The 16,219-nt window shown below is 44.2% G+C and carries 12 protein-coding genes; 4 read left to right on the forward strand and 8 right to left on the reverse strand.

The genetic code is table 11. The annotated features are described in order from the left end of the window. Positions 1-29 precede the first annotated feature (29 nt). Complete coding sequence (locus FHS57_RS09885; RefSeq protein WP_183973003.1) at positions 30-1,544, reverse strand: gluconokinase; 1,515 nt, start codon at positions 1,542-1,544, stop codon at positions 30-32. A gap of 27 nt (positions 1,545-1,571) precedes the next feature. Further along, positions 1,572-2,453: a helix-turn-helix domain-containing protein gene (locus FHS57_RS09890; protein WP_183973005.1), complete on the reverse strand. Its 882-nt coding sequence runs from the start codon at positions 2,451-2,453 to the stop codon at positions 1,572-1,574. 176 nt (positions 2,454-2,629) lie between these two features. Here FHS57_RS09890 and FHS57_RS09895 point away from each other — a divergent pair, with 176 nt between their 5' ends. From FHS57_RS09895 to gnd, 3 genes are all read left to right on the forward strand, one after another. Further along, a complete protein-coding gene (locus tag FHS57_RS09895; RefSeq protein WP_183973014.1) occupies positions 2,630-5,791 on the forward strand; it encodes a SusC/RagA family TonB-linked outer membrane protein in 3,162 nt (1,053 codons plus the stop codon). Between the two features lie 64 nt (positions 5,792-5,855). Then, complete coding sequence (locus tag FHS57_RS09900) at positions 5,856-7,394, forward strand: SusD/RagB family nutrient-binding outer membrane lipoprotein (protein ID WP_183973017.1); 1,539 nt, start codon at positions 5,856-5,858, stop codon at positions 7,392-7,394. Between the two features lie 89 nt (positions 7,395-7,483). Further along, complete coding sequence (gene gnd, locus FHS57_RS09905) at positions 7,484-8,383, forward strand: phosphogluconate dehydrogenase (NAD(+)-dependent, decarboxylating) (RefSeq protein WP_183973019.1); 900 nt, start codon at positions 7,484-7,486, stop codon at positions 8,381-8,383. Between the two features lie 88 nt (positions 8,384-8,471). On the opposite strand, the gene FHS57_RS09910 is transcribed toward gnd, so the two are convergent. Then, positions 8,472-8,786 (reverse strand): single-stranded DNA-binding protein, encoded by a 315-nt coding sequence (locus FHS57_RS09910; protein ID WP_183973021.1) that lies wholly within the window; start codon positions 8,784-8,786, stop codon positions 8,472-8,474. Between the two features lie 189 nt (positions 8,787-8,975). Here FHS57_RS09910 and FHS57_RS09915 point away from each other — a divergent pair, with 189 nt between their 5' ends. After that, positions 8,976-9,335 (forward strand): hypothetical protein, encoded by a 360-nt coding sequence (locus tag FHS57_RS09915; RefSeq protein WP_183973023.1) that lies wholly within the window; start codon positions 8,976-8,978, stop codon positions 9,333-9,335. A 1-nt stretch (position 9,336) separates the two neighbouring features. On the opposite strand, the gene FHS57_RS09920 is transcribed toward FHS57_RS09915, so the two are convergent. The 5 genes from FHS57_RS09920 to pnp form a co-directional block, all read right to left on the reverse strand. Next, complete coding sequence (locus tag FHS57_RS09920) at positions 9,337-10,380, reverse strand: glycoside hydrolase family 113 (RefSeq protein ID WP_229601298.1); 1,044 nt, start codon at positions 10,378-10,380, stop codon at positions 9,337-9,339. Positions 10,381-10,459: 79 nt separating this feature from the next. Beyond that, positions 10,460-12,199 (reverse strand): S8/S53 family peptidase, encoded by a 1,740-nt coding sequence (locus FHS57_RS09925; RefSeq protein ID WP_183973025.1) that lies wholly within the window; start codon positions 12,197-12,199, stop codon positions 10,460-10,462. Between the two features lie 155 nt (positions 12,200-12,354). Continuing rightward, positions 12,355-12,906 (reverse strand): META domain-containing protein, encoded by a 552-nt coding sequence (locus FHS57_RS09930; RefSeq protein ID WP_183973027.1) that lies wholly within the window; start codon positions 12,904-12,906, stop codon positions 12,355-12,357. Positions 12,907-13,011: 105 nt separating this feature from the next. Then, on the reverse strand, positions 13,012-13,875 hold the full coding sequence (locus tag FHS57_RS09935; RefSeq protein ID WP_013930257.1) for a sigma-70 family RNA polymerase sigma factor: 864 nt from the start codon (positions 13,873-13,875) through the stop codon (positions 13,012-13,014). A gap of 102 nt (positions 13,876-13,977) precedes the next feature. After that, on the reverse strand, positions 13,978-16,200 hold the full coding sequence (gene pnp / locus FHS57_RS09940; protein WP_183973029.1) for a polyribonucleotide nucleotidyltransferase: 2,223 nt from the start codon (positions 16,198-16,200) through the stop codon (positions 13,978-13,980). Positions 16,201-16,219 lie beyond the last annotated feature (19 nt).

Genomic DNA, 16,219 nt, shown 5'->3' on the forward strand with positions numbered 1-16,219 from the left:
TATCTATCATAAATCATGCCAACTCACACTTACCCTTGCAAAGCCACCAATGCGTCAAAATCATCGGCTAATTTATGGCTCAATCGGTCAAAAATTTCAGAAAATTGCCCATAACGATGGTGGTTTTTATCATTTGCCGAATACGTCTCTACCGATTTGATGGTTTGAGCAGCAGCCACTAAGTTTTCATATTTCCCAAGTTTTGTCAAAGCCAGCAGCGCTGCACCTGCACTTGCGCTATCGTGTTTGTCGTTGATATAGACCGTTTTCCCAAATACATCCGACAGAATTTGGGCAAACAACGGCAGCGTAGCATAAGCCCCGTTGATGTACAGATTTTCAATCGAGCGGTATTGTTGCAGCAACTTACCAATGCTATATACCTCATACACAATACCTTCGACGGTTGCCCGAATAAAATGCCGACGTTCGTGCGTAATATTCACTCCCATGTAAGCGCCTCGGGCATTGGCATTCCACAACGGAGCACGTTCGCCTAACAAATAGGGCAAAAATAAAAGCCCCCCCGCTCCTGCTGGAACGCGTTCGGCTTCCATCAACAATTGCTGCACAGCATAGTCCATGTCAAAATGGAGTCCAGATGCCCCAAATTGCTGAACAAACCATTCAAAAACCACGCCGCCGTTGTTAGTCGGCCCGCCCGAAATGTAGGTTCCTTCGGTGAGGATATAGTTAAAAAAACGCTGTTTTTCGTCTACCAACACCTGTTTAGCCGCTACCCGCACAGCACCACTCGACCCAATGGTTATGGTAGCGTCTCCTTCCGTTACTACACCTGCCCCCAGCGTTGCCAAACAGCCATCGCTCGCTCCCGCAATTACTTTGAGGGTATTGGGTAAGCGGAATAGCCGCAGGTATTCTTTTTTAAGTTTAAGTTCATCAAAATCAATGGCTACCGGTTCTGACAGCTGCTGAGTTTTTATTCCTAAATAATCAAGCGCCGATGTTTCCCAAGACAAATGATGAATATTAAATAAGCCTGTGGAAGACGCCAAGCTATGATCAACAACCAGTTGCCCCGTCAGTTGATAAACAATGTACTCTTTGATAGAAATAAACTTAAAGACTTTTTCAAACCAAGCCGTTGGGGAGTTTGTCCCAAACCATCGAATTTTGACCAAAGGCGACATGGGGTGAATCGGTGTGCCTGTTTGTTCGTATAATTTCGCCCCTAGCTCAGAATTTTTTAGGGTGGTTGCTTCATCACGACCGCGGTTATCAGCCCAAATAACTGCATTACGAAGTGGTACGCCGTGTTTGTCGATGGGTAACACACTGTGCATCGAAGCACTAAAAACCAAGGCAACTGGACGATATTTTTTAGAAAGTTCGTCGTTAATTAGTCCTTTTAACGCGTACAAAACAGTCAAAAATATTTGTTCGGGATCTTGCTCGCTATAATCAGGCTGCGGATGAAACGTTGGGTACGACCCTTGCCGCGCCCCAATCAAATTATTTGAAAAATCAAATGCCGATGCTTTGACTTTTGTAGTACCAATATCAATGGTTATGACACACTCCATATAGATTTATGATATAAATAAATAAAATTAGTTGTCCCCCGTTTGGCGCTTTCGATAATGCCCAGGGGTATAGCCTGTTAGTTTCTTAAAAGTCGTAGAAAAGTGTTGGGATGAATAAAAGCCAGTATCAAGGGCAATATCGGTCAGGCTTTTATCGGTTTGGCGGAGTTGGCGCATTGCCTCTGCAATACGAATATTTATCAAATAGTTGAGCGGAGAAAAGCCCGAATACGCCTTTACTTTTTCGGTAAAAGCCGTGCTTCCCAGCCCAACCACTGTCGCCATTTCTTCCACCGTCCAAGGGTGATCCAAGCTTTGTCGAAGCATTTTTTCGAGCTGTTCAAATGCCTGCGAAAAATCGCGCCGTTGGTTTTGTTGTTGGCTTTGCTGCCGTACAATCGTTACTAATAGCTCATCCAGCAGTTGATTGACGCGGGTTTGGTAGGCAAACTCTAGCTGTTTTAGCTCCTGCTCAATTTTTGTAATCAGCTCATTGACCTGTTTTAGCTGGTTCAGCACCATCGGGGCGTGCGTACCCATGAGCCGCCCCATTAGCCTTTGTTCGTTCTCGTGAATCGCCGACCAACTGCCTAATTGTAGCTCTTTTGTAGGCTCAAAAATGGTTGGCTCTAGTTTTAGCCAAACAAAACTTCCAATTTCTAAGGTATTTGTGGGACTCCCAAGCTGCTGCCAAGGGCATAAAACGACCACGTCATTGGGGTATAAAACGTAACGCTGGTGTTCAATTATCCACTCATATTTTCCTTCTAAGACACACAAAATATAGATTCCACCTCTTACTTGCACGGGCCAATCATTCAGCTTAACTGTCTGATTTTTAACACGAACCAATTCCCTGATGTGGGAAAACTCGGAAGAAGGAAGGTGGGTCAGTGTGGTTTTATTCATTGACAGAAAACCTATTTATTAAATTTTTTAAATAAATCATCAAAATATTACAAAATCCTACATCGTCCATTCGTAGAAGTTTTTTGTACTACTCTGCTATTTTTTTGCACTCAGTTCTTTATCCTATCAGTACTGTTCAACATACCCTTTTAACTTACCAACAATTTAACATGAAGATGAGAAAATTTCTACTCTTGCCCAAAGTCATTTTAGTAATGATGACTTTTCTGGCACTCACAACCACACTTTGGGCCCAAAATCGAATTAGCGGAACGGTGACTAATTCCGCTGACAAATCTCCCCTCGCAGGAGTTTCAGTTGTAGTAAAAGGAAGTACCACAGGAACATCTACCGACGGCAGCGGAAATTACAACCTTTCTGTTCCCAATAATGTAACCCTTGTATTTAGCTTTATTGGTTATGGCTCAAAGGAAATTTCGGTAGGAAACCAAACTCGCATTGACATTTCGCTATCAGAAAGTGCCGAGGCCCTCAACGAAGTCGTAGTGACGGCCTTGGGTATCAAAAAAGAAGCAAAAAAACTTGGTTATGCAACAGCAACTATCAACGCTGACGCGCTCACTGAAAACCGTACGCCCAATTTTATAAATTCTTTGCAAGGGAAAATTGCGGGGGTAAATATTTCGGGACTAGGTACAGGCCCCGCGGGAACTTCAAAGATTCGTATCCGTGGTCAATCTTCTATTTCTGGGCAAAACAACCCGCTCATTGTCGTCAATGGTATCCCAATCGATAACACCAACTTTGGTACAAACCCAGGAAATGCTGCCGCCGACAACTCGATTGGCGTAAGAGGCGGGGGAAATACCTCAGATGGTGGCGATGGTTTATCATCCATTAACCCCGATGACATCGAAAGTATGACTGTCCTCAAAGGTGCTACTGCGGCTGCTTTGTACGGTTCACGGGCAAAAGACGGGGTACTTATGATTACAACCAAAACAAAAGGAAATGGCAAAGGTATCGGCGTGAGTTTTAACAGTAACTATACCAACGAAACGCCGCTTGATTTTACAGATTATCAGTACGAATACGGCCAAGGTGAAAACGGCGTTCGCCCAACGACTCCCAACCCAACCTCGGGTCAGTGGTCGTTTGGGGAAAAATTTCAACCTGGTATGACACAGGTATTGTTTGACAACGTAACCGTTCCGTACGAGCCTGTTTATAACCGCATTCGTAAGTTTTTCCGCAACGGTTCAAACTTCACCAACACCGTCAGCCTTTCATCGGCCAGTGACAAAGGTGGTTTTAACCTTTCGTTTGCCAACATGGACAGCAAAGGAATTGTACCCAATAATAGTTTCAACCGCAAAACTATCAACCTCGGGTATTCTTACGAGTTATCGAAAAAATTGAGTTTTTCAGGAAACATCAACTATTCGCACGAGTACAACAAAAACCCACCGAACATTGCGAACCAAGATAACTCTATCCCAACTGCCATCTACAACTTAGCCAACTCCATGCCTTTGGATTTGTTGGAAGCGAAGAAATTCAACGCAGCAGGAAATGAATACATTTATTCACGTTTCCAAAACCGTACCAACCCTTACTTTACCCTTTCTGAACAATTTCAGAACATTGTCCGCGACCGTATTTTTGGCAACATTTCGGTAAAATACAACCTGCTTCCATGGTTGTTTGTCCAAGGTCGTGTAGGACAAGATTATTGGTCACGCGATCAGGATTACAACAACTTCCCAACAGGCCAAGCTTCTATTGCTGCCGCACCAGCTGGTTTTGTGAATGGTACATATACCCAAGAGTCAAGACGGTTTAGAGAAATTAATACCGACATCTTGATTTCTGGTACCCAAAAGTTTGGTGATTTTGGGTTTGATTTCAACGTGGGTGGAAACAAGATGTACCGCCGTTCGGATTTAAACAGCGTACTTGTTCAGGACTTTGTTGTAAGAGGTTTATATACCGTGATGAACGGACGGGTAAAAGACCCTATTTATGGGCTTTCGGAGCGGGCAGTTAACTCGGTGTATGGTTCAGCAGAATTTTCATACAAAAATGTTTTGTTTGTCAACGCTACTGCGCGTAACGACTGGTTTTCAACCCTTTCTCCCGCCAACCGCAGCATTTTATACCCGTCAGTTTCAGGAAGTTTTGTATTTTCACAAGCATTCAACAGTGTTCCTACTTGGCTCACCTTTGGAAAACTCCGCGCTGCCTATGCTGAAGTGGGAAGCGATACCGACGTATCCCCTTACTCAAACAACTTGTTTTACGGTATCAATGCCAACCTCTTCGGCGGGCAGCCTGTGGGCGGTTCTTCAGGAACAACGACCCTTCCCAACGCCAACCTCCGTCCTATGCGTACGGCAGAAACCGAACTTGGGTTAGAGCTCAAATTGTTTGATAGCCGCGTTACGTTAGATGCGGCGATCTATAACAAAATCACCAATGATCAAATTGTGTCGGCACAAATTTCGGATGCCTCGGGCTTTATTACGACCCTTATCAACAGCGGAAAAAGTCAAAACCGTGGTTTTGAAATGTTGTTGAATCTTGTTCCTGTCAAAACGCCTAATTTCCAATGGGATTTGACCCTAAATGGTTCGTATAACAAAACCAAAGTATTAAGCCTTTTGACCGACACGCCAGGCGAACGTATCACCGTAGGTACCCACGTGTTCAACGGCGAGCTTCGTCAAGTGGTTGGTCAAGAAATGGGTCAGATTTATGGTTTCGGGTTTAAGCGCGATGCCAGCGGACAAATGATGTTTGGTGGCAACGGTATCCCGCTTCGCACCGACGACCTTATTTCGTACGGCTCTGCTTTACCAAAATGGAATGGGGGTATCAACAACTCCTTCAATTACAAGGGCATTAACCTATCATTCTTGGTTGATTTCAAACTTGGGAACATGATGCTTTCAGGTACCAACTTCAACGCAGTACGCCACGGATTGCACAAAATGACCCTTGTAGGCCGCGAAGGTGGTGTATTGGGAGTGGGTGTAAACGCCAAAGGGGAGACAAATACAGTAAAAGCCCCTGTTCAAGATTATTGGTCAGTCGTACGCTCGCTGGCACTTATCGAACCAGTTATCTACGATGGTGGCTTCTGGAAAGTTCGCCAAATCACTGCTGGTTACGACTTTACCCGCTTTTTGCCGAGAAACTTCCCAGTTAAAAACCTAAAGCTTAGTGCAGTTGCCAACAACGTATTCCTGATTAAAAAGTGGGTTGACAACATTGATCCAGACTCATTTGGTTATTCGTCAGACAACCTCGTCGGAATGGAATCAACTGGTTTGCCAACAACGCGTAGTATTGGTTTTAACCTTAATGCGAAGTTTTAACCCCCAAACCCCCGAAGGGGGCTTATCACCAAGCTTTCGGGGACACTCAAAAAAGAAACAAACAATGAAACGTATATTAAAAAAATCGGCCCTTTTACTCCCACTTTGGGCAGCAACTGTTGTCGGAATGGTAAGTTGCGACCAAGGTTTTGATGAACTGAATATCAACAAAACCGCCGCGCTTTCAGTCAACCCAGTGTTTATTTTGAACAATGCGACCGTCAACTCAGCCTTTACGACGGGTTCAGTTATCTATGAAACGGGCATTGTCCAGCAAATGATTTCACCCAACTCAGGGGTATTAACGGGGGCTAACTTCAACCAAGATAGCCGCGACAATACTGTTCAAAATTGGCAGAAATACTACCGCAACGTGATTCGTAACTCACAAGATGTTATCAATCAAACGCAAGCGGTGGCGTCACGCAGTAATTTGTACAACATGGCTCGCATCATCCAAGCCAATGCGTACATGATTTTAACCGATTCATACGGTGATATTCCTTACACCGATGCAGAGAAGGGTTATACAAATCAAATATTTTTACCAAAATATGACACTCAGCAAGCTGTTTATGCAGGTATTATCAAGGAATTGACAGAAGCTACCGCTGCCCTAGATGCTACTAAGGCCATTGAAGCTGCGGATGTACTTTATGCGGGAAATATTGCCCTTTGGAAAAAGTATGGCAATTCCCTCCTACTTCGTGCAGGTATGCGTTTAAGTAAAGTGGACGCAGCCCAAGCCCAGCAAGTGGTTGCCAAAGCATTGCAAGGCGGGGTGATGGAATCAAACGCTGATAATGCGATCATTAAGCATGACGCTAACTACGTAAATGGGATTGGCAACATGTTGAATGCCACAGAAGCAGCCAACATTTACCTTGCGGCACCGTTTGTGGATTACCTCAAAAAAACCAACGACCCACGCCTCAAGTCCATTGCTGTACGCTATGTGGGGGCTAAATCTGGGCCAGAACAAGTAGCTTCGCGCGCTTCAACCGACCCAGCCGTCCAAATTGGAATGCCATTAGGATTTGACAACAACACTATTTCGGCCGAAGTAACGAAAAACAAATTGGCTAGTTTCTACGATTTTACGCAAGTTGACCGTACCCGTATGGTCAAAATGACCGCACCATCGTTTTTGGTAACAGCAGCACAAACACAGCTTTTGTTGGCCGAAGCAGCGCAAAGAAACTGGGTAACGGGTACCAGCGCTGAAACGTACTACAACCGTGGTGTGCGCCTACACATGGAACAAATGGCACTCTATGACGCAAACTCAGCGGTAGCAGCGGCAGATATTGACACCTATTTGAAAGCAACTCCGTATGTGGCAGCCACTGCTTTAGAACAAATCAATACTCAATATTGGGTAGCTTCGTTCTTGAACGGCCCAGAAGCATTTGCTAACTTCCGTCGGAGCGGTTTTCCTAAACTTGCCCCTAACCCATTTCCAGGAAAAAGCATTAAGGGAGAATTTATCAAACGCTTGACCTATCCTAACTCGGAGATTTCGGCCAATACCGTTCACGTAAAAGAGGCCATTGCTCGCCAAGGAGCTGACGATTTGGACACAAAAGTTTGGTGGGATAAATAATTTTAACTACCGATGAGTGGGGATTGAGTAACTATACTCCTATTTTTGCCTTTCCCACTCATCTATCCACTTATAAAACGTCATCTTTAATGCAAATTGGATTTGTTGGTCTTGGCAAAATGGGCTACAACTTGGCCCTTAACCTGCATCGTCACGGTTATGAAGTAGTTGCGTACGATGTAGCAACCGAAAACGTCAAAAATATTCTTCTTGAAGGCATAGCTCCCGCCTTTAGTCTGGAGGAACTTTGTCAACAGCTCAATGGCAGAAAGGTAATATGGCTGATGGTTCCTGCGGGAAAGCCCGTCGATGATTGCATTGAGACGTTGATTCCATTTTTATCTGCCAGTGATATCATTATTGACGGCGGCAATTCCAACTTCAACGACTCAATACGTCGATATAAGTACCTTAAAGCCAAAGGAATTGATTATTTGGACTGCGGCACTAGCGGCGGTGTGGACGGTGCTTTGAATGGTGCTTGTACCATGATTGGCGGTGAAGATGAAGTTTTTAGCTATTGCGCTTCTGTTTTTAACGATATTTCACTTCCCAACGGTTGGCTTCATGCAGGTGGCCCAGGAAGTGGCCACTTTGTCAAAATGGTTCACAATGGCATCGAGTATGGCATGATGCAAGCCATTGCAGAAGGTTTTGAGGTGATGGAGCAATCAAAGTATAACCTTGACTTAGAGCAAGTTGCGCGCGTTTTCAACCACGGCTCCGTTGTTCGCAGTTGGTTGATGGAACTTACCGAAAAAGCTTTTTCTAAAGACCCGAAATTGGACGCCATCAAAGGGGTCATGCACTCTTCAGGCGAAGGAAAATGGACGCTGGAAACGGCCCTCGACATGGGTATTCCGACGCCCGTAATTGCACTTTCATTGTTGATGCGTTATCGCTCACAACAAGACGACACCTTTACGGGCAAGGTCGTTGCGGCCCTTCGCAACGAATTCGGCGGCCACGCCGTGGAAAAAGCCCATTAACGAATGTCGAGTGTAGAGTGCAGAATGTCGAATAAAAAGTAACAATTCGACACTCTGCATTCTGCACTCGACACTTTGTCATTCCCATTTATTCTATTTCCTGCACTTTATAGACCTGAATTTCGGTCACATAGACGGTTTTATCTTCTTTGTTTTTGTACGAACGGTAATTCAGTTTACCTTCTACTGACACTTTTTTCCCTTTCGTAATCAAGCGTTCGCATACCTCCGCCACTTTACCAAACGCCACGAGGTTGTGCCACGTTTTGCTTTCCACTTCTTCGTTTTTACGATTCTTGTAGGTTTCCTTGGTCACCATCGTAAAAGACGCCAACTTTCCGTTTTCAAATGTACGTACGTTCAAATCTTTACCTACGTTGCCTGTTAATGTTACCTTGTTCATGTTCCTAAAAGTTTGTATTTGAGTGATTTGATTTTGTTTTGTCAACTGTCTCTCAATCGACGATACAAAGGTGCAGCCTCGCCACTACTCGATTCGGTTCGTACGCGTTTCTAGTTGGATAAAAACGTTTGTAACCGTTTACAAACGGATAAGTATGTGTATATTGCAAAAGAAACAACGACAAAAGCAATGAAAGCCTGCCTAGAATGTGGAGAAAAAATAATGGGGCGTTCCGACAAAAAGTTTTGTTCGGATGCGTGCCGAAATGCCTATAACAACAAACTCAATTCGGACTCCAACAATTTTGTTCGGAACATAAATAACGCACTTCGTAAAAATCGCCGAATCTTGGAGGAAGCCTGCAAAGAAGATGACAAGGGAAAAATCTCTAAAAGTGCGCTGCTGAGAGAAGGTTTTGACTTTACGTATTTTACCAATACCCGCACCACCCAAAAAGGCGCTACATACGTTTTTGTGTATGAATATGGCTATTTACCCCTCGAAAATGAGCAATATTTAGTGGTAAAAGACCGAAAAGTACCTTCCTAAATTACTGCTTTCCAAAGGCGTTTTGGAGTACCGTTTCGGCAGGTTTAAATTGGGGAGAAAACGTATCACGGTGAAACTGCCGCTTGGGTTGTTGTAAAAACCACTTCCAAGCAAAAGCTCCCGCGAGCCATTTTCTGGGCCACACTTCATTAAAAAAGGCTTGGTAAGCATCGGCTTGCAATGCCAAGTTTTCGGGTTTTTCGTCGTGCGATTCCCAGGGTTTCTCGGTGGCGAAATCAACACTTCGGTAGCCTATTTCGGTAAATAAAATAGGTTTCTGGTGTTTTCCTGCAAAGCTTTCTAGTTCATTCAAATGTGACTTCCAACCTTTTTGCAAAGTTGCGATGCTCGGGTGTTTTTCAGCAGATAAAGGAAAATAAGCGTCTATTCCGATAAAATCCAGCTCATTCCAAAACGGGTTTTTGGGGTAATGGTTCCAATTGTCGGCGTACGTGAGTTGGCCACGGTACATGATGCGAACCTCCTTGATTAGATTTTTCCAAAAAGCAGGCCGTTTTTGGGTAAAATTATCCATTTCGGTACCGATGCAGAAGAGTTCCACTTTTAAAGAATCCGCAATTCGCGCGTTGGTCAAAATGTAATTACCAAAGTCTTTTTCAAAGATTTGCCAATCAGCCTCTGTTTTTAAATCAAAATCGCCCGTGTACATACCCCTACCCACCCAAGCGTGGGGTTTGAGCATTACTTTTAGGCGATTTTTATGGGCTAACTCAATCGTTTTTACAATTCCTTCGACGGATTCTCCCCACCACATTTTGTTGGAATTAAAATAAAAATGTGGCTCATTCTCGCGACAGAAACCGTAGGGAACCACCGCCACCCATTCCGCTTTTAGTGTACTTAGAGGCACAAAAGCCGCCGAATCAATCGGTTCTGGCGGCGCAACCAGATTAACACCTTTCATTTTAACACCTGCATACACAGGAGGCGAGGGCCGCGTACATCCATATTGCATCCAAACTGTTGCCCAAATCAATATTTGTAAGACATTCGTATTCAGACGAGTAGCGATAATCCAAGCCATTTGTGTTGATTTTCCTTAAAAGTAAAAACTTCTACCTTTCTACAGATAGAAGTTTCAGAAAATCTTTTAGATCGCTCACTTAGCGCGCAGGCTGCGCGTAACGAGTGGCTTCGAACATATCCAGCATACCATAGCCGATTTTTGGGTGTAACGCGCCATATCGGCTACTGTGGAACTTGACATGGTTCATAATTTCGGTACTATTTAAGGTTGGGTACTTCGACCAAACTGCCGTCACCATCGCCGACATCGTAGCCGTAGCGGACGAAGAGCCACCAAAGTTGGAAGGAATATCGCTTGGGTCATTTTGAAGGGATAAAATCACTTTGGAAGCTCCCGTTCTTTTTTGCATAACTACGCCAAAATCAACATCATTGTGATAACAGCACGAAGTACAAGTCGTAATGTTGGTATATTGTTTGAGGCCAAAAGCAGCATTATTGTTATTCACTTGCCGCTGCACTCCAGTCACGGCATATACTTCGTTGTTCATGGAAGCAGGGAAAATAATTCGGTGACGAATGTCAAGATTTTGCAAATAACTAGGTAATTGCTCCATCGCCAATCCCACAGCGGGAGGAATCGTCCCTGCGGCACAAAACATCAACTTATTGTTATACTTCGCCAGCATTACCCCATCTCGAATGGAATTAATCGCCATACGATAAACTTGGTTATTGGCCAACGAATATCCAATTAACACTGTTCCCATCGACATACTAATCACATCTACGGTAGTGCGCGCCAATCCCGAAAAAGCATCCGCTACCCCTCGGTATTCTGACCATTCAGACAATAGCACGTCGTGAGCGGCCTTTACCGAAACCAAGTTTGCTTTGTGCGCAACGCCAATTACTTTATTGTCATACGAAGGCGAAGTACCAATCGAAGCCGAAGCAGTACCATGCCCGCATACATCTTCAGGGGAAATTACCCCTCCGCGTTCATTGGGTACTGTACTGAAACTTACCACAAATCGACCTTGTGAATCCCCATCATCAAAGTTCTGATTCATAATGGGTTGAATCGAAGAAAGTCCCGTGTCCACGTAAGCAATGGTAAAGCGCTTATTGGCCGTTGGAGAATGCCCATTTGCTCCCAAAAACCAAGCAAACTCGGTATTATGATCGCGTAGTTGCCACGAGACCTTGCGTGGTGTCCCTTGGACAGATAGAAAATAATCTTCATCTTTCTGAAGCCCATGAACTCCCGTATTCTCTCCACAACCAAATCCGCCTCCACTCTTGGCCTGTCCTTTTTCTGAACCGATATAATTATCAGGAACAAAAGTAGGTTCCATATAGCGGATAAGCCCCGTTTCGCGTAATTTTTGAATGGTGCTTAACTCCGTTATGCGCAAATCAAAATTCGGCATTTCTTTACTGGCAGCCACTAGAATTTCACTGGGGCTCTTCAACTTAGGATTGAATTTTTGTTCTTCTTCAAAAGCAATGTTGAGTAATTTTTCTCGAACCATCAACCAATCTTTGGTCGCACTTTGGTTCAAATCCCAGCCATAATCGCCTTTAATTGTGGGTAATTTGTAGCCAATCATCAAGATATTTCCATCTTTGGCGTGTTTAAGTCCAGAATAAATCATGGCATCATCTGCCAAACGCCAATCAAATTCGTCATTGTTTTTGAAGGCGATGGCCGCCATTCGTTCTTCCAACTGTTTTTTGGTAAGAATATCAGTGCGCGTACTTGCGTGCGCTTGGTCAGCGGTACTAGAAACAGGCTCAAGAATGGTCTTTTGTTCGCAAGAAGCAACGAACAGGGTCAGCAAAGAAGCAACTAAGAGAGTTGTAATTCGTTTCATAAGGCGTTTAAATTAATTACCTTACAAAACTACTTTCTCCCCTATATTTCAAAATGGGTAACCCACGAACTGCACTCCAAAGTACTCGAATGGTATGTTTAAGTTCATAAAGAAGCCTGACCTAGCAAAAAACAAAGTCAGGCTTCCTGGTTCACCTATTTGGATTGTTTTTCAAAAATCAAAAAATTTCCTTTTCCTCCGATGGGTGCCACTGATTTCTGCGTACTCAAAACCCCCAACTCAAGTTGTTGTTTTCCATTGATGGTACTCAACTGATAATCAACGGCTTGACCTAACAACAAAAAATAGCGCGATTCGCATTGCATCAATTCTGGCGAACCACCCATTTTTGTACTTCCAATTGGAGACATTTTAAGTTTGCCAGTTTTGGTCGTTTCGTCGTACGATTCTAACGCATAACTACCCGAATACTGGTTCACGGACGAGCGACCATTCAACAACAAAACCGCACCCGTTTCGTCTCTGGTAGTGGTCAATTCCAGCGTGATTGGTTCAAACTTTCCTTCATTGGGGATGCCGCACGGCAAATCAATCATATCACCTAGTAGGATACTTTTCAATACCCAAGTCCCCGCAAGTTCATTGTTTTCTAACTTTTGGGCTTGTTGATCTACGTTTTGGCTTTCGCAAGCTCCCAGCACTGCGACCAAACAGCCAACCATTAATGCAATCATTGTCTTTTTCATAGCCATATTTTTTTAGTATGACTTTTTTCTACCGTAAAAGGTTGGAACAAGGTATAAAAAAAAAGCCACTGTACAGTGGCTTTTTTTGAAATGTATGTACGTCTTTTAACCGAGGTACGTCTTCAACGCTTTGCTGCGTGAAGTATGGCGTAGGCGGCGAATTGCTTTTTCTTTGATTTGGCGAACACGTTCGCGGGTCAAATTAAATTTCTCACCGATTTCTTCCAACGTCATAGGATGTTCTCCGTTCAATCCGAAGTAAAGCGCAATCACATCAGACTCACGTTGGGTGAGCGTTGATAGTGCGCGAGCAACTTCTTTACGGAGAGAATCATTGATAAGCCCTTGGTCAGGCTTCTCTTCCATGTCGTTTTCAAGAACGTCGAGGAGGCTATTTTCTTCCCCTTGCACAAACGGCGCATCCATCGAAACGTGGCGGCCAGAAATTTTGAGTGTGTCCACAACCTCATTAGCTGAAATATCCAATACTTCGGCCAATTCTTCGGGTGATGGTTCACGCTCAAATTTTTGTTCAAGATCTGAGAATGTCTTCGATATTTTATTTAATGACCCAACACGGTTGAGTGGAAGGCGAACGATACGAGATTGTTCGGCCAACGCTTGCAAAATGGACTGACGAATCCACCATACAGCATACGAGATGAATTTAAAACCACGGGTTTCGTCAAAGCGTTGAGCGGCTTTAATCAAACCTAGGTTTCCTTCATTGATAAGGTCACCAAGCGAAAGACCTTGATTTTGGTATTGTTTTGCGACAGATACCACAAATCGAAGGTTAGCTTTGGTAAGTCGTTCCAAAGCTTGTTGGTCTCCCTCTCGAATTCGCTGCGCCAAAGTCACCTCCTCATCAGGAGTTAGCAAATCCACCTTACCAATCTCTTGTAAATACTTATCAAGCGACTGGCTTTCGCGGTTGGTTATCTGCTTACTAATTTTAAGCTGTCTCATCTATCTTTACTTTGGTGCTTTGTACTATTACAAGAGTGTAACGTAAAAAGCGAATCAAAAGTTGATTTTTTACTTTCTAATTTAAGTTAAAAAAACAAAAATCTACTTATCGCGACGACGGTTGTCATCACGACGACGATCTCCGCCTCTATCGTTGCGATCACCACGGTCTTCGCGGGGTGGTCTTTCAACGAATCCTTCGGGTTTTGGTAGTAAAACCTTGCGTGATAAGCGGAATTTACCCGTTTTCTTATCGTGCTCCACAAGTTTCACTTGTACCTCATCTCCTACCTGAAGAACGCCATCCATGGTTTCTAGGCGCTCCCACGTAATCTCGGAAATGTGCAATAATCCATCCTTACCTGGCATAAATTCAACAAAGGCCCCGAAAGGTTGAAGCGTCTTCACTGTTCCTGTATAAACTTCCCCTACTTCTGGAATTGCTACAATGCCTTTGATGCGTTTTACGGCAATGTCCATGCTATCGGCATTGTTCGCAAAAATGCTTACGTAACCCATGCTGTCACGCTCTTCGATGGTAACAGTTGCACCAGAGACACGTTGAATTTCTTGAACCACTTTACCACCTGGCCCAATGACGCCACCGATTTGGTCTTGTGCAATTTGGATAACAACCGCGCGAGGTGTTTGTGGTTTGAGTTCTGGACGAACTTCAGTAATCGCTTTCTTCATTTCGCCCAAGATGTGCAAACGTCCACGACGAGCTTGGTCAAGTGCCTCTACCAACACTTCGTACGAAAGTCCGTTTACTTTCAAGTCCATCTGACAAGCAGTAATACCCTTTTCAGTACCCGTCACTTTGAAGTCCATGTCACCAAGGTGATCTTCATCGCCCAAAATGTCCGAGAGTACGGCGTATTTTCCTTGTTCGTCAGTAATCAAGCCCATGGCAATACCTGCAACTGGTGCTTTGATTTTTATCCCAGCGTCCATCAAGGCAAGCGTACCTGCGCACACAGTAGCCATTGACGACGAGCCGTTTGATTCTAAGATATCCGAAACGATACGAATCGTATATGGATTTTCTTCATCTGGAGGCAATACTTTTTTCAACGAACGGTGTGCCAAGTTTCCGTGGCCAACCTCGCGGCGACCAGGGCCACGGTTTGGTTTTACCTCACCCGTTGAGAAGCCTGGGAAGTTATAGTGCAACAAGAAACGGCCATATCCATAAAACATCGCCGTGTCAATGATTTGTTCATCAAGTTTTGTACCCAATGTCACCGTAGTCAACGATTGTGTTTCGCCACGGGTGAACAAGGCTGAACCATGCGGCGTAGGCAAGAAATCAACTTCGCTCATAATTGGGCGGATTTGATCCAAGGCACGGCCGTCGAGACGAGTACGCTCATCCAACACCAAACGGCGTGACGCTTCCCACTCCAAATCGTGGTAATACCGTTTGATAAGACCTACTTTTTCGTCGTACGTTTCTGGATTCTCTTCTTTGAAGTTGGCCAAAAACTCAGTAATAACGGCTTTGAAACCATCTTTACGCACCTGCTTATTGGCGCTGCCTTGGCGGGCTACCGCATAAATTTTATCGTAGCAAGCCTCACGTACTTTGGCACGGAGCTCTTCGTCGTGTACTACGTACTCAAAAGAGCGTTTTTCTGTTTTCCCTGCCTCTGCTTCAAATTCTTTTTGAACTGCGCATTGGATTTTAATCACTGCGTGAGCCGCTTTCAAGGCTTCCACCACTTCCTCTTCTGAGGCTTCGTTCATTTCACCTTCCACCATACAGATGTCTTTCTCCGAAGCCGCTACGATTAGGTCTAAAGTAGCATTTTTCAGTTGTGACGTAGGCGGGTTAATGATGTATTCACCATTGATTTTGGCTACACGTACCTCAGAAATTGGTCCATTAAAAGGTACGTCTGTAATCATCAATGCTGAAGAAGCAGCCAACGCAGCAAGGGCATCAGGCAATACCTCTGAATCTGCTGAAATTAAGAAAACGTTGACTTGCGTATCTGCATAAAAGTCATCTGGAAACATAGGACGCAAAGCGCGATCCACCAAACGACTCACTAAAACTTCGTGATCTGACAAACGGCCTTCGCGCTTCTGGAAACTTCCAGGAATACGACCAGCCGAAGCAAATTTTTCTTGGTAATCAACCGATAGTGGTAAAAAGTCTGTACCAGGTCTTACCTCGGGATTAGATACAACTGTAGCTAGGAGCATGGCATTCCCCATACGAACCACGACTGAACCGTGGGCCTGACGAGCAAGCTTCCCTGTCTCAATTGTAATGATACGACCATCGGGCAGGTTGATAGTCTTTGTGATGATGTTAAACATGAAAGAAGAATTAAAAAAA

This window comes from Runella defluvii, assembly GCF_014195535.1.
Lineage (GTDB): Bacteria > Bacteroidota > Bacteroidia > Cytophagales > Spirosomataceae > Runella > Runella defluvii.